Raw genomic sequence first — 18,077 nt, 5'->3', positions numbered from 1 at the left:
GCGGGCTCCCGCACGAGTGAGGAGTCATGATGCGTGGGTCGAAGGCCACCGCCGTACTGACCGCCGCGGGAGCGCTGGCGCTCTGCGCGCCGGCACAGGTCCAGGCGGAGACCGCGACGACGGCGGGGCACACCGCCGTGGCGAAGCCGTCCGAGGTGGCGGGCAGATTGTTCCGGGCCTGGCTGGGGAGGGACCGCCGCGCGGCCTCCGCCGTGGCGACGCCCGCCGCGGTGAACGCGGTCTTCGGGTACCCGTACCGGGCGCCGGACCGCTTCGCCGGTTGCGCCGGCAACGCCTGCCGGTTCGTCCACACGAGCGTCCGCGTCCCCGGCGGGCTCAACGGAATTCTGATGATCGTGTCGGGACCGAGGGTGACCAGGGTCTACACCTCACGCCACGTCGCCACCCCCGGCGGGGCCGCCACCCGCCTCTTCGGCGCATGGCGGGCCGGAGACAGGAACCGCGGTCTTGAGGTCGCCTCGGCCGGGGCGGTGAAGACCCTGTTCAGGACCAGGTACGGCGGCGTCGGCCACATCTTCCAGGGATGCGAGTCCGAGCGTGGCGGGCAGCGGTGCGCCTACTCCTACGAGGGCGGCGCCATGTTCATGCACGCGCGCAGGCTGTCGGCGGGGTCGGGGTACTGGATCGACTCGATCGACTACGTCGCGGACTGATTTTCGGACATCGCCGTCCCGGCACCGCGACTGTCGGGACGGCCTCATCCATGAGACCTCCGGTTGCCGGTTCACCGTCCCGCGCACACCCTGGCAGTGATCCATGAAGGATCCGTGAGGCCTCCGCCGTCCGCCATCGGGGCCTTTTCGTTCCACGCCCTCCCACGAACAGGAAGGACCCCCCAACGATGCGCCGCGTGCTCCTCGCCACCGCATTCGCCGCTCCCCTCCTCGCCCTTCTCCCCGCCGCCCCGGCCCAGGCCATGCCCTGTGGGATGGGGCGCAGCTGCAGCACCACCTACTACTCCGACGACTCGCTCACCACCGCGGTCGGCGGCGAGTGGACCGACTGCTACGGCTACACCGCGAGCTGGGGGGTCTGGAGCGGTCACAGCACCTACCACGAGAGCGACTGCTGACAGTCCGCGGGGCCGTACGTCCGGGAAACGGGGGTGCGGCCCCGCGCGTTCCGCGTCGTGGAAGGAAACGAATACGCCGGTGTGACGTGCGCCACACTGCACTAATGTCCTTATTTTTCAGTACTTATTCGTGATAGTTATTTGGGCCAACGGGGATCTTGCTTCATCGCAGAAACGGGGAACCATGCTCGCACCCACGACGGGACACCCTCACCAAGGGTGATCACACCGGTTCGCTCGGCGAACCGGCCGCCTTCCTCCCTCTTCACACCGACGCCACGGGGCAAGAAACGGCGCCGGTGAATCCCATGCCGGAGGAATCCGTAACCGCCCGCCGTTTCCAGGGGAAATGACGGACGCTCGAACTCCACGCGACCCGTCACGGTCGGTGTGAACGCGTTTTCCGTGCGAAAAGGCATTCCCGTCGAATGTTCGCTCACGACATAGGACGCACATGCGCATTTCTCTTGGGGGTTCCCTGGGCCGGCTGGCCCTGGGCGTGACGACGGTGGCCGCTCTCACCGGCGGGACGGCCGTCCAGGCCCTGGCCGCGCCGGGCGCAGGGCAGCCGCAGACCGTGGCCGACGACGACGCTCGGGACGCCGTCGAGCAGGCCGCCGCGGAGCAGGCCGCCTCGCTGGGGCGGGCCGTCCCCGTGCCGGGTCTGACCGACGAGACCAGCACCACCGTGGCCAACCCCGACGGCAGCTTCACCTCCACGATCACCTCCGGCCCCTCGCAGGTCAGGCGGAACGGCCAGTGGGTGGCCGTCGACACCGACCTGGTCGAGGAGGGCGGGGCGCTCAGGCCGCGCGCGGCGCGGGCGGACGTCAGGATCTCCGGCGGCGGCGACGGGCCGCTGGCGACGCTGACGGACGACGCGGGACGCGTGTTCTCCCTGCAGTGGCCCAAGCCGCTGCCCAAGCCCGTCGTCAAGGGGAACGTCGCGACGTTCACCGACGCCGCCGGACCCGCCGCCGACCTCGTCGTGACCGCGCTGCCCACCGGTTTCCGGCACGACGTGGTGCTGCGGGAGCGGCCCTCTGGCCCGCTCGAACTGCGCATCCCCGTCCAGACCACCGGGGTCGCGCTGTCGGAGTCCCCGGCGGGACGGCTGCTGCTGACCGACACCGAGGGCACGGACAACGGCGAGGTCGTCGCCTCGGCGTCGCAGCCGCTGATGTGGGACTCGCGCGGGCACGGCAAGCCCCGCGGTAAGGCGGTCTCGGTGATCGACACGAGGGTCGAGACGGAGAACGGCTCGACGACCCTGGTCCTCAAGCCGGACCAGGCGTTCCTGTCCAACCCCGCGACCGTCTACCCGGTGACCGTCGACCCAACGACCACCCTGCCCATCGAGGCGGACACCGACGTCGCGACCTCCTGGAACTCCCACCCGGGCGACGTCCTGATCATCGCCGGGACGATGCTGAAGGAGGACCAGAGCGGAAGCGACGTCATGCGCTCCCTGCTGAGGTTCGACACCCACGCGCTGAACAGGAAGAAGGTCCTGTCGGCCCGGCTCGGGCTGTGGAACGTCGAGACCAGCGCCTGCGGCAGGCGGGTCGGCTCGGGCCTGACCGTGGAGCGCCTCACCGGCGCCTGGAACGAGCACAACCTGACCTGGGCGAACAAGCCCCCGGCGACCTCGGTGGGCGCCACGACCAACCGTGAGGGTCGCGGCCGTACCTGGACCGCTCCCTGCCGCCGCGGGGCGGGCTACCTGCGCTGGGAGGTGACCTCCATCGCCCGTGCCTGGGCCGCCGGCGCCCCCAACCACGGCGTCCAGCTGCGCAGCGCCAACGAGGCCGAGGCCGACAACTGGCGTGCGTTCGCCGCCTCGGAGAACAAGGAGGAGGGCGTCGGGCAGCCGACGCTCACCGTCACCTACCGGCGGCACTGACCCCTCGCCGACCCCTTTCACCGACCCAGGACCGGCCCCGGCGGGCGGGCGCGACGCGCTCACCCGGCGGGGCCGGTCCGCGTACACGGTCGTGCGGACGGCCCGGGCTCAGTACGGTCTAAACAGAGGGCGTCGCCACGGGGGCGGCGAACCGTACAGCGAAAGGGCGCGCATGACCACCGAAGCGATCCACGGCGGCGGCGACGAGCTTCCCTCCGGCGGGGAGAGCGATTCGGCCTGGGTGGTCGAGGAGGCCTCCCTGGTCCTGGTCGAGGTGACGCTCAACGCGGTGGCCGAGATGAGCGACCTGTCGCTCACCCAGCTTCGGGTGCTGCTGGCGGTCGACCGGCACGGCCCGCTCAACCTCAGCACGCTCGCCGCCCACCTCAGCATGTCGATCTCGGCCACGGGCCGGATGGTCGACCGGCTCGACGGCGCCGGGCTGCTGACCCGTTTCCCCGCCCCGCACAGTCGCCGTGAGATCCGCATCGAGACCGCCGAGCGGGGCCGGGAGACGCTGCGGCGGCTGCGCTCGGCCCGTCGCAGGCGCATCGGCGCGGCGCTGGAGCGGCTGACGCCCGGGACGCGGCAGGCCCTCGCCCGGGGGCTGCAGGAGTTCACCGCGGTCGCGCAGGACGAGGACGATACCGACCTTCTCTCCTGAAGCTCCGTTTTCCCCATGACAACCCCACACATCCAGCCATAAAGGCCCGTTCGCGACGGCCCACATCAATGGCTCATTTTCCTTCCTCATATCCACCTGACGTGCAGAAAACCCCGCAGACGGCCCTTCTGGCGACCCTTTCCGTCGTTCCGGAGGGCCGTCTCGCGCGTTTCGGGCCCGAAAGAATCGACATGCCGAGCAGACGGATTCCCCCGTTAACCATCGCATGATAGAAACACTTTCCTTGACGAAAGTGTTGCCCGGCTGCTGACTCCGGTTGTTTCCATGCGGCAATGAGGCCGCCACCGACAGCGGGCAGCTCCACACAGTGAACATCAGGAGCGGCGCGGGCGTGATGACGCATGCCCGCCGAGGGGGTTCCATGGTTCCTCGGACAGCGCGTGACAGAACCGACCGGGCGGCGGCAGCCGCAACGGAGATGCTCCTCCAGGCGGGCAGGTTACTGCACCGCTCGGAGACAACCCCCGACCTGCGGGCCGTCTTCCGCGGCGACCAGGCAGTCAACGACGCCCCCTACCGGGAGCGATGGGCGCACGACAAGGTGGTGCGCTCGACCCACGGGGTGAACTGCACCGGGTCGTGCTCCTGGAAGGTGTACGTGAAGGACGGGCTGATCACCTGGGAGACCCAGCAGACCGACTACCCCTCCGTGGGTCCCGACCGGCCGGAGTACGAGCCGAGGGGGTGCCCGCGCGGGGCCTCCTTCTCCTGGTACACCTACTCTCCGACCAGGGTCCGCCACCCGCACGCCCGTGGCGTCCTGGTACGGATGTACCGGGAGGCCAGAACCAGGCTCGGCGACCCCGTCGCGGCCTGGGCGGAGATCACCTCGGACCCGGAGAGACGACGGCGCTACCAGTCGGCGCGCGGCCAGGGCGGGCTGGTGCGGATCGGGTGGGAGGAGGCGCTGGAGATCGCCGCCGCCGCGCACGTCCACACCATCATGAAGTACGGCCCCGACCGCGTCGCGGGCTTCTCCCCCATCCCCGCCATGTCGATGGCCTCGCACGCGATCGGCGCGCGTTTCATGTCGCTCATCGGCGCCCCCATGCTGTCCTTCTACGACTGGTACGCCGACCTGCCGGTGGCCTCGCCCCAGGTCTTCGGGGACCAGACCGACGTGCCCGAGTCGGCCGACTGGTGGGACGCGGCCTACCTGATGCTGTGGGGGTCGAACGTTCCGGTCACCCGCACCCCGGACGCGCACTGGATGGCCGAGGCCCGCTACCGGGGCCAGAAGGTCGTCGTGGTCTCGCCCGACTACTCGGACGCGACGAAGTTCGCCGACGAGTGGCTGCACCCGCACCCGGGCACGGACGGCGCGGTCGCCATGGCGATGGGACACGTGATCCTGAACGAGTTCTTCGTCGAGCGCACCGTGCCGTACTTCACCGACTACGTCAGACGCTTCACCGACCTGCCGTTCCTGGTCGCGCTGGAGGAGCACGAGACGGGCGGATACGTGCCCGGCAAGTTCGTCACCGCCGCCGACCTGGCACCGGACGGCGCCCCAGAGGGCAGCGCCCCAGGGGACGGGGCCGCGGTGAACGGGGCCGACCGGTGGCGGCCGGTGCTCCTCGACGCGGTCACCGGTGAGCCGGTCGCGCCCAACGGCACCCTCGGCGAACGCTGGAGCGAGGCGGGCGCAGGCCGGTGGAACCTGGACCTGGGCGCGGTCGAGCCGCTGCTCAGCCTCCACCCGCCGCAGGGCGGCGAGACCGCCGAGATCCTGCTGCCCCGCTTCGACTCCGGCCTCGGTGAAGGCGACGGGGAGACGGGCGCGGTACGGCGCGGGGTGCCGGTGCGGCGGATCGGCGGACGCCTGGTGACCACCGTCTTCGACCTGCTCCTCGCCCAGTACGGCGTGCGCCGCCCCGGCCTTCCCGGACGGTGGCCGGACGGCTACGACGACGCCGACTCCCCCTGCACCCCGGCCTGGCAGGAGCGGATCACCTCGGTCCCCGCCGAACGGATCACCCGGATCGCCAGGGAGTTCGCCACGACCGCGGAGAAGACCCGGGGCCGGGCGATGATCGTGATGGGCGCGGGCACCAACCACTGGTTCCACTCCGACACGATCTACCGCTCGTTCCTCTCACTGCTGCTGCTGACCGGCTGCCAGGGCGTCAACGGCGGCGGGTGGGCGCACTACGTGGGCCAGGAGAAGGTACGGCCGCTGGCCGGATGGCAGCAGCTGTCCACGGCCGCCGACTGGGTGCGTCCCTCACGGCAGATGGCGGGCACACCGTACTGGTACGTGCACACCGACCAGTGGCGCTACGAGCGTTTCTCCGCCGACGCGCTGTCCAGCGCGACCGGGCGGCGGCTGTTCGCGGGACGGCACACCGCCGACCTCGTCGCGCAGTCGGCCAGGCTCGGCTGGATGCCGTCGTATCCGACCTTCTCCGCCAACCCCCTGGAGCTCGGGGCCAGGGCGCGGGCCAGTGGGAAGGACCCGGCGCTGTGGGCGGCCGAGGAGATCGCGGCGGGCAGGGTCGGCTTCGCCTGCGAGGACCCGGACGCGCCGGAGAACTGGCCAAGGGTGCTGACGGTGTGGCGGGCCAACCTCATCGGCTCCTCCGCCAAGGGCAACGAGTACTTCCTGCGGCACCTGCTCGGCGCTCCCGACAACGCCACCGCCCAGGAGGCGCCCCCTGGCGACAGGCCCCGCGAGGTGGAGTGGCGCGACGAGGCACCGCGCGGCAAACTCGACCTGCTGCTCTCGCTGGACTTCCGGATGACCTCGACCACATTGTTCTCCGACCTGGTGTTGCCCGCCGCGACCTGGTACGAGAAGCACGACCTGTCCAGCACCGACATGCACCCGTACGTGCACGCCTTCTCCCCCGCCATCAGCCCGCCCTGGCAGGCCCGCACCGACTTCGAGATCTTCCACGGTCTGGCGCGCAGGTTCTCCGAGCTGGCCGCGGGGCGGCTGGACGTCGCCCACGACCTGGTCGCCACCGCGCTGCAGCACGACACGCCCGGTGAGACGGCCCAGCCCGGCGGCCGCGTCCCCGACTGGCGCGGCGGCGACGTCCCTGCGCGGCCGGGCCACAACCTGCCCGCGCTGGCCCTCGTCGAACGTGACTACACCGCCGTCGCCGCCAAGCTCGCCTCCCTCGGCCCGCTGCCGGAACAGGTGGGCCTGACGGTCAAGGGCGTCACCGTCGGCACCGCGCCCGAGGCGCGCTGGCTGACCGCGCGCTGCGGGCAGGCCGGGGACGGCCCGGCGGCGGGCAGGCCGCTGCTGGACAGCGACGTCAAGCTGTGCGAGGCGATCCTGGCCCTGTCCGGCACCACGAACGGGCGGGTCGCCGCCGAGGGCTTCACCAGGCTCGGCGAACGCTGCGGCCCCGGCTCCGGCATGGCCGAACTGGCCGCCTCCGTCGCCGAGCGCAGGGTGGTCTTCTCCGACACCCAGGACCGTCCCGTGCAGGTCGGGGCGAGTTTCGAGTGGTCGGGCAAGGAGGCCCCCGACCGCCGCTACGCGCCGTTCACCGTCAACGTCGAGCACGCCAAACCGTGGCACACCCTCACCGGGCGCCAGCACTTCTACCTCGACCACGACTGGATGGCCGAGCTGGGCGAGCAGCTCCCGGTCTACCGGCCGCCGCTGGACACGGCGGCCCTCGGCGAGTACGGCGGGACCCACGAGGGGGATCTCGCGGTGACCGTCCGCTACGTCACCCCGCACTCCAAGTGGTCCATCCACTCCGAGTACCAGGAGAACCTGCTGATGCAGACCCTGGCCAGGGGCGGCCCCGTCATCTGGGTCAGCGTCGAGGACGCCCGGGCCGCCGGGATCGCGGACAACGACTGGATCGAGGCGGTCAACGCCAACGGCGTCGTCGTCGCCCGCGCCGTGGTCTCCCACCGGATGCCGCAGGGCACCGTCTTCATGTACCACGTGCAGGAACGCCTGGTGAACGTGCCGAAGTCGCAGGCCACGGGGCGCCGGGGCGGCGTGCACAACGCCCTCACCAAACTGCTGATCAAACCGACCCACCTCATCGGCGGGTACGGCCAGCTGTCCTTCGCGCCCAACTACTACGGGCCGACCGGCAACCAGCGTGACGCGGTGACCGTCATCCGCCGCCGTTCCCAGGAGGTGCAGTACTGATGCGCGTGATGGCTCAGATCGCCATGGTGATGAACCTGGACAAGTGCATCGGCTGCCACACCTGCTCCGTCACCTGCAAGCAGACATGGACCAACCGGGCGGGCACCGAGTACGTCTGGTTCAACAACGTCGAGACCCGTCCCGGGCAGGGTTACCCCAGGGGCTACGAGGACCAGGACAGGTGGAAGGGCGGCTGGCGGCTGCGCAACGGCAGGCTGGTGCCGCGCTCCGGCGGCCGGGTCAGGCGCCTGAGCCGGCTGTTCGCCAACCCCGAACTGCCGCTGCTCGACGACTACTACCAGCCGTGGACCTACGACTACGAGAACCTCATCAACGCCCCGCTGGGCGACGACGTGCCCACGGCCGCGCCCCGTTCGCTCATCGACGGCTCCCCGACGGCCGTCACCTGGGGGCCCAACTGGGACGACGACCTGGGCGGTGGCCCTGAGCACCTGGCGGGCGACCCGGTGCTGCGCAGGGTCAGCCAGGAGGTGCGGCTGGAGTACGAGCGCTCCTTCATGTTCTACCTGCCGCGCATCTGCGAGCACTGCCTCAACCCGTCCTGCGTGGCCGTCTGCCCCTCCGGCGCGATGTACAAGCGGCTTGAGGACGGCATCGTCCTGGTCGACCAGGACAGGTGCCGGGGCTGGCGGATGTGCGTCAGCGGCTGTCCGTACAAGAAGGTGTACTTCAACCACGACAGCGGCAAGGCGGAGAAGTGCACGCTGTGCTACCCGCGGATCGAGGCCGGGGCGCCGACCGTCTGCTCCGAGACGTGCGTCGGCAGGCTGCGCTACCTCGGGGTGATGCTCTACGACGCCGACCGGGTCGGTGAGGCCGCCGCGACGCCCAGGGAGGAGGACCTCTACCCGGCCCAGCTCGACTGCTTCCTCTCGCCCGACGACCCCGAGGTGGTCGCCGCCGCGGAGGCGGCGGGCATCCCGCACGACTGGATCCTGGCCGCCAGGCGCTCCCCGGTGAACGCGCTCATCACCCGTTACCGGGTCGCGCTGCCGCTGCACCCGGAGTACCGGACCATGCCGATGGTCTGGTACGTGCCGCCGCTGTCCCCGGTGGTGGACGCGCTGGCCGGGACCGGCAACGACGGGGAGGACGCGGACAACCTCTTCGGCGCGATCGACGCGCTGCGCATCCCGCTGGAGTACCTGGCGGGGCTGTTCACCGCGGGCGACACCGCCCCGGTCGAGGCGGCGCTGCGCAGGCTCGCGGCGATGCGCTCGCACATGCGGGCGCTCAACCTCGGCGAGGAGCCGGACCCCACGGTCGCGGAGGACGTCGGGATGCGGCCCGGGGAGATCGAGGAGATGTACCGCCTGCTCGCCCTGGCCAAGTACGACGAGCGGTACGTCATCCCCACCGCCTACGCCGCGGGCGCGGGGCGGGCCGACGCGGCGGCGGGGTGCAGCCTGGACGGACCGGGCGGCCCCGGCATGACGGAGGACATGTTCGCGGGGATGAGGGCGGGAGTGGACACCGCCGCCTTCCACGCGTCACCGATCCCGGACGGCGGCGACGAGCGGCGCGGGCGGTTCAACCTGTTCGGCTGGGACGGCAGGGGCCGGCCCGACGGCCTGTTCCCACCCCGCAGAGGAGAGGCCGGATGAACCACGCCGTCGTCCACCAGGCCGCCTCCCTGCTGCTCGCCTATCCTGGTCCCGACTGGCCCGGCCACCTCGACCTGGTAGGGCGGGCCCTGGCCGTCGTCCCGACACCGCCCGCCCGCCTCCTGCTGCGCTTCCGCGACCACGTGCGGGAACAGGACACCCTCGACCTCGCCGCCCGGTACGTCACGACCTTCGACCGCAGCGGCCGCCGTACCCTGCACCTGACCTACTACACCGACGGCGACACCAGACGGCGGGGCGCCTCCCTCGCCGAGATCAAGGCGCTCTACCGCGCCAGCGGCTGGCGGCCGGAGGAGGCGGAACTACCCGACTTCCTGCCGCTGATGCTGGAGTTCGCGGCCCGCTGCCCCGAACGGGGCGGGCCACTGCTGCGCGGGCACCGGGCGGCGCTCGACCTGCTGTCCGCCGCCCTGCACAAGTACCGCAGTCCCTACGCCGACGTGCTCGACGCCGTACGCGCGACCCTGCCTCAGGCGAGCGCGCGGGAACGCCGGGCGGTGGGCGAGATCACGCAGGCGGGGCCGCCCTCCGAGAGCGTCGGCCTCGACCTCACTCCCTATCCAACGGTCACTCAGCACTCCAGCCAGGGAGCCCGCCGGTGAGACATCTGCAGATCGCGTTGTGGGGCGTACTGCCCTACCTCGTCCTCGTCCTGTTCGTCGCGGGCAGCGTCTGGCGCTACCGCTACGACCGCTTCGGGATGACCACCCGATCAAGCCAGCTGCACGAGAGCCGCCTGCTGCGCGTGGCGGGGCCGCTCTTCCACTACGGCCTGCTGTTCGTCATCGCGGGCCACCTCGTCGGGCTGCTCGTCCCCGAACGGCTGACCGAGGACATGCACATCACCGAGTCCCTCTACCGCGCGAACGCGCTGTTCGTCGGCGGCCTGGCCGGGGTCGCCGCCGTCTGCGGGCTCGCCCTCCTGATGTGGCGAAGGCTGCGGGTCAGTGCCGTCAGGCAGGCCGGCGTCCGTGGTGACCGCCTGGTCTATCCGGTGCTGGCCACCGTCCTGCTCGCCGGGGTCGCGGCCACCCTGATCGGCGCGAGGACGGGCTCCTACGACTACCGGCTCGGGGTCTCGGTGTGGTTCAGGAGCCTGTTCGAGCTGGAGCCCGACGTGCCCGCCATGGCGAACGCCCCGCTGCTCTTCCAGGTGCACACCCTGCTCGGCATGGCCCTGTTCGCGCTGTGGCCGTTCAGCAGGCTGGTGCACGCCTTCGGCGTCCCGCTGGGTTATCTGGTGCGCCCCTATGTCGTCTATCGGTCGCGGGCCACGCTCGCGGGCCGGGGCGGGAAGCGCTGATCCCATGACCACTTCACCCCTCCCCGCCCCGGTCGCGCTGGTCTCGGTCAGGATGCCCATGACCGTCACCCCCCACCTGCTGACCCGGACCCCCCACCCGCCGAGTGGACCGACCACCTTTCTCGTCACGTTGGGCCTGCTGCGCACCCACTGGCAGCTCCTCGCCCTCATGCTCGCCGTAGCCATCGCCACGGCCGTGCTCCTCACCGTCAACCGCCAGGCCAGGCGCCCCCGCCTCCTGACCCCCACCGCCGAACTGCTCACCTTCCTGCCCGCGGAACCGTCCTCGGCCTCGTCGCCGCTCCCGTCGGCCCTGGCGGCCCCGGCACCGAGGACGGTGCGAAAGAAAAAGGACAACAGCCTGCCTCCGGTCAAGGAGACCGCGGCACGGCGGGCCGCGGAGATCCTGGTGGCGACGATGCCCACCCCGCTGTGGCCGATGGCCAGGGCCAGGGCCGTACGGCTGCTCGCCCGGGGGGACTCCGCCCGTGAGGCGGAGGTCCGCCGCCGCCTGAACCTGTCGCGGACGGCCCTCACGGAGGCCGCCCCCGCCGAGACGGAGACCGTCCACCGCGCCGTCGTCGAACAGTGGAGCCTGGCGTTCACCGTCACCCGGGAGAAGGACTCCCACGCCTGCGCCCTGCTGCACGCCTTCAGCGACACCTTCGCCCATCTGCTCGTCACCGCCGTCCCCAGACGGGACCCCGACCCCCGCTGAGAGCACTTCCGGCACCCGCGCCCACCCGGTCGTGGGTGCCGGGAAGTGGATCGCGACGGCCGTACCCGGCGGTGGACAGGGTGAGCGCGGGGTGCGTTCCAGTGGCGCGGAAAGCCAAGGAAGGCGCCGTGTTCCCGCGTCACACGGAATACGCGGAGCGTGAGCAAGGATCAGGTCGGCCGATCTTTCCGATTGATTAGGGAAGATCCCCGGAATTGCATCACACCAGGCCGGAACCGTTGATCACGTTTTCCCCGAATTAACGACCTGCTCGGCGCAGCGAATTCGGGCTCTATAACAAAACGTCATCGGCGAAACAAAGCCATTGCAGTGCACAATGCCGAATGATTCCCTCGTTGGCGTACCTGGATAGCTGATTCTTCCGCTGCCGGTCCCTCCACGGGGGAGGTTTTGGGCAATGCCCGCCATCGGTCGACTTCGTCATGCCCGAATTCTGATTCCACTTGTCGTCTCGACGCTCGTCGCGTCATTTCTCACGGTACCGGACGTGCCTCCCGCGGTTGCCGCGCCGCCACCGGTTCCGCAGGCCAGGCCCGGTCCCGGCCCCGTCGAACGCCCCCTGCCCAGGGGGATACGCCCGGACAGGGCGTTCAAAGCGGGTGAACGGCCTCCGGTCGTACCCCTGGGTGCGAAGGCCGCGGGCCAGCCGGTCAGGGTCAGCGGGGAACGCTGGACGTCCCTCACCGGAAGAACCGCGAGAAAGGCCGTGGACGACGGGTTCACCGATCTGTCGCTGCGTCCGGGTTACGTGCTGGGCGACACCTCGCTGGTGACCTACTTCAACGTCGGCCAGGCCGGTCCCTCGTGGACGGCGGCGCGGGTGCGGTTGTACGACGCCCAGTCGCAGACCGAGCAGACCTCCACTCTGGTTCAGCGCCCCGACCTGCAACGGTCCTACTGCGGCGGCGCGGGCGACCTCTGCCGTTCCTTCGGCGCCGCCGACGGCTGGACGCTGGAGACCGGCAGGGAGTACTTCGTCACCGTCGCCGCGGTCTACGACGACGGCCGCGAGGTGGTCTCCGCCCCGTCGGACCGCTCGGTCCCGCGCGAGACCGTGGACCCGCCGCCGGTCCCGAACGAGCAGGCCTCCGGCTGTGGGTGCGGCAACGCGCTGGCGCTGACCGCCGCGGGCCAGGCCTCCAGGGCGCTGGGCGTCAACACCGGCACGGGTGCCTTCGTGCGGACCGAGCGCGACCTGGCGATGGCCTCCTACGGCCCGCAGTTCGTCTCGGCGCGCACCTACTCCTCGATGAACCGGGGGGCGAGCCCTCTCGGTCCCGGCTGGGCCTGGTCCTACGACATGCGGGTGAGCGTGGGCGAGGACGGCGTGGCCGTGGTACGTGCCGAGGACGGCGCCCAGGCCCGCTACACCCCCGCCGCAGGCGGCGCCTACAAGCGCCCGCCCGGCGTGCGCTCCACCCTGCGCGGAACGGCGGACGGCTGGGAGCTGACCACACCACGGCAGGTGCGCTACGGCTTCGACGGTCAGGGACGCCTCGTCTCGATCCGCAACGCGCGTGGCGTCGGGGTACGGCTGGCCTACGAGGGGCTCGGGGTCAACATCACCGACGCCTCGGGCCGGGTGGTCTCGGTGCGGATCGAGGGCGGCCTGATCCGGGAGATCAAACTGCCCGACGGCCGCAACGTGAACTACTTCTACACCGACGGATTCCTGACCTCGGTGATCGACGCCCGCGGGTTCACCTGGAGGTACCGCTACCACGCCACCACCCTGCTGTCGCAGGTGGTCGACCCGCACAACGTGGCGATCATCTCCAACGACTACGGCACCGACGGCCGGGTGACCGCGCAGCGCGACGGCCTGGGCAAGCAGACCACCTTCGCCTGGGACGCCGCCAAACAGGAGGCCACCACCACCGACCCCGACGGGGTGGTGCTCTGGGACGGCTACCGGGGCAACACGCTGGTGTACTCCCAGCGCGGCACCGGCGACTCCGACAACCACCGCTACGACCGGGAGCTCAACCGCGACCTGGTGGTCAACGGCAAGCAGCACCAGCACGAGGCGACCTTCGACGCCAACGGCAACCGCCTGCAGACCAAGGCGCCCCAGCCGCTCGGCTTCTCCGAGAAGACCCGGTTCGACGAGCGCAACAACCCCACCACCCACACCGACGCCAACGGCCAGGTGTGGAAGGACACCTACAACGAGTTCAACGAGCTGGTGCGCAGCGAGGACCCCGAGGGCCACGCCGTCACGCACACCTACGACTCCCGCGGGTTGCGGACCTCGACGACCGACCAGCGCGGCAAGGTGAGCCACTACGAGTACCTGCCGCAGGGCGACCCGAACGCCGGACTGCTCAAGGCGGCGATCTCCCCCGCCGGGCGGCGCGGCGAGATCGTCTACGACGCCACCGGGCGTCAGACCGCCACGGTCGACCCGCGCGGTACCGTACCCGGTGGCAACCGGGCGGCCTACACCACCCGTTACGCCTACGACGCCCAGGACCGGGTGACCAGCACCCTTGAGCCGGGCAAGAACGGCGCCTGGCGCAGCGGGTTCGACGAGACCGGCCGCCTGGTGCGCAGGCAGACCCCGACCGAGGCCACAACCGACTACTTCTACTTCGCCAACGGCCTGCTCAAGACGGTCGACGACTCCCGGCGCACCACCACCTACACCTACACCGACGCCGGACGGCGGGCCTCGACGCAGGCGCTCCTGCGTACCAGGGCCCCCATCACGACCACCTACGGCTACGACGGCAAGGGCCTGCTCAAGACCGTCACCTCGCCGCGCGGCAACGAGCCGGGCGCCAACCCGGCCGACTTCACCACCACCTACTTCTACGACGCCGACGACAACCCGATCCGGGTACGGCACCCCTATCCCGGCGGCGGGTTCACCGAGCGCGACATCAAGGTCGACGCTCTGGACCGGACCACGAACAGGACCGACGAGCTGGGCAAGCAGTCGGCGTTCGGACGCGACAACAACGGCCAGGTCACCTCCACCACCGACGCGCTCGGCCGCAGGACCACCATGGGTTACGACCGCAGCGGCCGGCAGACCGAGATCAAGGACCCGGCGGGCAAGACCACCCGCACCGAGTACGACGCGGCGGGCAACCGGATCAAGGAGACCAACGCCGAGGGCGGCGTGACCACCTGGAGATACGACGACGACGGCCTGCTGACCGGCGTCACCGAACCGCGGGGCAACGTCGAGGGCGCCGACCCCGCCCGCTTCACCACCCGCTACGAGTACGACCAGGCGGGCAACCAGGTCAAGTCCGTCGACCCGCTCGGCAACACCACGGCCGCCGTCTACGACGCGAGCAACCGGGTCACCTCGGTCACCGACGCCAAGGGACGCACCACCTACCGGACCTACCGGGAGGACGACCTCCCGGCCACGGTCCACACCCCGGAGACGCCCTACAACCCGAACGACCCGACGGCCCGCTCCACCGTCTACACCTACAGCACCGACGGGCTGCTGGAGTCGGTGCGCGACCCGCTGGGCCGCTACACCCGGATGTCCTACGACGACGCCGGACGCCTGATCACCAAGGCCGATCCGCTGTCGCGGCGGGTCGAGGTCACCTACGACGCCGAGAGCAACCCGCTGACTGCGATCACCGTCAACGGTCCCGAGTGGGTCAGCCCCGAGGAGCGCCTCAAGCGGACCGTCGTCAACACCTACGACATCCTGAGCCGCCGTACCAGGACGGCGCTGGGCTCGCAGGGGCCGGCCTACACCTTCGGTTACGACGCCAAGGACCGCACCACCTCCTACGGTGACCCCACCGGGGTGCGGGAGGTCGGCTACGACGACGAGGACCAGATCCTCAAGGTGACCCGCAAGACCGCCGGCCAGGCCGACGAGACCTTCTCCTACGGCTACGACGAGCGCGGCAACATCACCTCCCGTACCTATCCCGACGGCACCGCGGTCACCTTCGCCTACGACGGTGACGGCAGGCAGACCGAGCAGAAGGTGACCGGCGGCACCGCGGGCGCGGGCGCCGAGTGGCGCTTCGGCTACGACGTGGCAGGGCGGCGCACCAGCACCACCCTGCCCGGCGGCACGGGCCTGACCGAGAGGCGGGCCTACGACGACGCCGGACGGTTGACCCGCATCGCCACCGCGAACGGCGACTCCGATCCGGTCTCGGCCTTCGACCTCACCCTGGACCAGGTCGGCAACCCCACCAAGGTCGTCACCACGCGCGGCACCGCGGGCGAGTCGGTTTCCTACGCCTACGACACGGTCGACCGGGTCACCTCTGCCTGCTACTCGGCCACGAGCTGCGCCACCGGCTCGCAGATGGCCGGGCGGATCGACTACACCTACGACCTGGTCGGCAACCGCCTCAGCCAGAAACGCACCGGTACGGCGGGCAACGACACCACCGTCTACGCCTACGACGAGGCCGACCAGCTGACCCGCGAGACCGTGACCCGGCCCGGCTCCAGCGTCGCCCGCGACTTCGCCTACGACGTCAACGGCAACCAGATCCGCGCGGGCGCCGACCGGTTCGAGTACAACCTCGACAACAGCCTCGCCAAGGCCACCGTCAACGGCAACTCCACCACCTTCGCCTACGACGCCACCGGCCTGCGCCTGTCGGCGACCAGCGCTGGAGCCGGTGGCACCGTCTCGGCGATCCAGCGCTGGAGCTGGGACGTCAACGGCACCCTGCCGCAGATCGCGCTGGACACCACCGTCAACGCGGGCGGCGCCGTCGTCGAGAGGCAGGGCTTCACCTACGGCCCCGAGGACGAGCCGCTGGCCCTGCTGACCGGCGGCGCGCACTCCTACACCCACGACTGGCTCGGCGGCGTCGCCAACATGGTCTCGCCGGCCGGCCAGATCGAGGCGGGCTACGACTACGACCCGTTCGGCAACCCCCGCACGGGCACCACCCTGACCGCCGCAGCCACCGGGCGGGCGACCCCGCCACCGGGAGGGGCCGGAGCCGCCGGGCAGAGCGGGGCCGGCGCGCCCGAACGGAGCGTCGCGGCGGGCCCGGACAACCCGCTGCGGTTCACCGGCGCCTACCAGGACGGCACGACCGGCGACGGCAACTACTACCTGCGCGCCCGCAACTACAACCCCGGCACGGGCCGGTTCAGCAGCGTCGATCCCATGCCCACGGGTGCCGGCGCCACCTCCGCCTACACCTACGCCTCCAACAACCCCCTCGTCTACACCGACCCCACCGGCATGGTGAACGCGGCTGCGGACGGCGGCGGCAGCGGTACCGCCCCCGGCCAGGAGGCCGAGTCCGGGCCCAGCCCCGAGGACGTCGCCAAGGCCCAGCAGTTGCAGAACAAGAGCGTGCTGGACGTCATCCTGGAGGCGGGCGGCCAGATCCTCATGGAGATCATGGGGATCAACGACATCGTCAACTGCCTCAACGGCGACATCGGCTCCTGTGTGATGGCCGTGATCGGGGCGCTGCCCTGGGGCAAGATCTTCAAGGCCAAGAAGATCGCCGAGGCGATCTGGCGGGCGGGCAAGGCCGTCTTCGCCTTCTTCGAGGAACTCAAGTGGGCCAAGGCCATCCTGCGCGGCGCGGAAAAGGCGGCCGAGGCGGCCAAGGCCGCGGCCGCGAGGGCGGCCAGAGCGGCGGCGGAGAAGGCCGCGGCGGCCAAGGCGGCGGCCGAGGCCTACGCCAAGAAGGTCGCCGCCGAAGCAGCCGAGAGATCCAAAGCCCTCGCCGCCAAGGCCAAGGCCAAGACGAAACCCAAGGCCGCGTCGGAGAGGCCTCGTCTCGACAGGCCGAACTGCAAACCCGGCAACAGCTTCGTCGCCGGCACGCCGGTGCTCATGGCCGACGGCACCGTCAAACCCATCGAAAAAGTCGACCTCGGCGAACAGGTCGTCGCCACCGACCCGGAGACCGGCCAGACCACGGCCAAACCGGTCGTACGACTGATCGTCGGCGAGGGCGAAAAGAACCTGGTCCGCGTCACCGTCGACACCGACGGCGACAGGGGATCGGCCACCGGCCAGATCGCGGCGACCGACGGCCACCCGTTCTGGGTCGAGAGCGCACACAAGTGGCTCAAGGCCGGCGAACTCCAGCCCGGCATGTGGCTGCGCACCAGCGCGGGCACCCACGTCCAGGTCACCGCGCTCAAGAAGTGGACCGCCCACGAACGCGTCCACAACTTCACCATCGCCGACATCCACACCTACCACGTGGTCACCGGCGGCACCTCGCTCCTTGTCCACAACGACGGCTGCGACTTCATCGGCCCCAAGGACCATGTGGCGCTCGGAAGACGTGACTTCAAACTGAACGAGTTCTCGGAGAAGGTCAGCGCGCGCAATCTCCTCGGAGCGCCAAGCGCGACGTGGCGGGACGAGGTCCAGTCGGCGATCGCCAGGGCCGGACGCGGCGAGGGCGAGATCTCGTTCATGCTGGACGGTCTCCCCGGCGCCAACCGTGGGCCCGCGAAGGCACTGGAGATCGCCAAGAACACCAACTCTCGTGACCTGCTGCACACCCAGTGGGAGCTGTTGCAGGTGGACGCTGCGGGCATCATGGACCAAGTCAACTTCTTCCGCTGGAACCGTAGGCTCAACGACTGGGCTGGTGTGGGATGAAC

The 18,077-nt window shown here is 70.7% G+C and carries 10 protein-coding genes; all 10 read left to right on the top strand.

What is annotated here, in order from left to right:
* The first annotated feature begins 29 nt into the window (after positions 1–29).
* Positions 30–674 (top strand): hypothetical protein, encoded by a 645-nt coding sequence (locus ABT340_RS05445; protein WP_352009420.1) that lies wholly within the window; start codon positions 30–32, stop codon positions 672–674.
* 188 nt (positions 675–862) lie between these two features.
* A complete protein-coding gene (locus ABT340_RS05440) occupies positions 863–1,093 on the top strand; it encodes a DUF6289 family protein (protein ID WP_352009419.1) in 231 nt (76 codons plus the stop codon).
* A gap of 454 nt (positions 1,094–1,547) precedes the next feature.
* Positions 1,548–2,996: a DNRLRE domain-containing protein gene (locus ABT340_RS05435; protein WP_352009418.1), complete on the top strand. Its 1,449-nt coding sequence runs from the start codon at positions 1,548–1,550 to the stop codon at positions 2,994–2,996.
* 172 nt (positions 2,997–3,168) lie between these two features.
* Complete coding sequence (locus ABT340_RS05430) at positions 3,169–3,660, top strand: MarR family winged helix-turn-helix transcriptional regulator (protein ID WP_352009417.1); 492 nt, start codon at positions 3,169–3,171, stop codon at positions 3,658–3,660.
* A gap of 382 nt (positions 3,661–4,042) precedes the next feature.
* Positions 4,043–7,804, top strand: a complete 3,762-nt coding sequence (locus ABT340_RS05425) for a nitrate reductase subunit alpha (RefSeq protein ID WP_352009416.1) — start codon at positions 4,043–4,045, stop codon at positions 7,802–7,804.
* Positions 7,804–9,429: a nitrate reductase subunit beta gene (narH, locus tag ABT340_RS05420; RefSeq protein ID WP_352009415.1), complete on the top strand. Its 1,626-nt coding sequence runs from the start codon at positions 7,804–7,806 to the stop codon at positions 9,427–9,429. Before ABT340_RS05425 ends, narH begins: the two co-directional genes overlap by 1 nt.
* Positions 9,426–10,052 (top strand): nitrate reductase molybdenum cofactor assembly chaperone, encoded by a 627-nt coding sequence (gene narJ / locus ABT340_RS05415; RefSeq protein ID WP_352009414.1) that lies wholly within the window; start codon positions 9,426–9,428, stop codon positions 10,050–10,052. Before narH ends, narJ begins: the two co-directional genes overlap by 4 nt.
* Positions 10,049–10,753 carry a respiratory nitrate reductase subunit gamma gene (gene narI, locus ABT340_RS05410; protein WP_352009413.1) on the top strand — a complete coding sequence of 235 codons (705 nt, stop codon included), beginning with the start codon at positions 10,049–10,051 and terminating at the stop codon, positions 10,751–10,753. Before narJ ends, narI begins: the two co-directional genes overlap by 4 nt.
* Before the next feature lie 4 nt (positions 10,754–10,757).
* A complete protein-coding gene (locus tag ABT340_RS05405; RefSeq protein WP_352009412.1) occupies positions 10,758–11,471 on the top strand; it encodes a hypothetical protein in 714 nt (237 codons plus the stop codon).
* Between the two features lie 508 nt (positions 11,472–11,979).
* Positions 11,980–18,075, top strand: a complete 6,096-nt coding sequence (locus tag ABT340_RS05400) for an RHS repeat-associated core domain-containing protein (protein ID WP_352009411.1) — start codon at positions 11,980–11,982, stop codon at positions 18,073–18,075.
* The last annotated feature ends 2 nt before the right edge of the window (positions 18,076–18,077 follow it).

The organism is Streptosporangium sp. NPDC000239, assembly GCF_040300765.1.
Classification (GTDB): domain Bacteria; phylum Actinomycetota; class Actinomycetes; order Streptosporangiales; family Streptosporangiaceae; genus Streptosporangium.
This window is presented reverse-complemented; position numbering and strand designations above follow the sequence as displayed.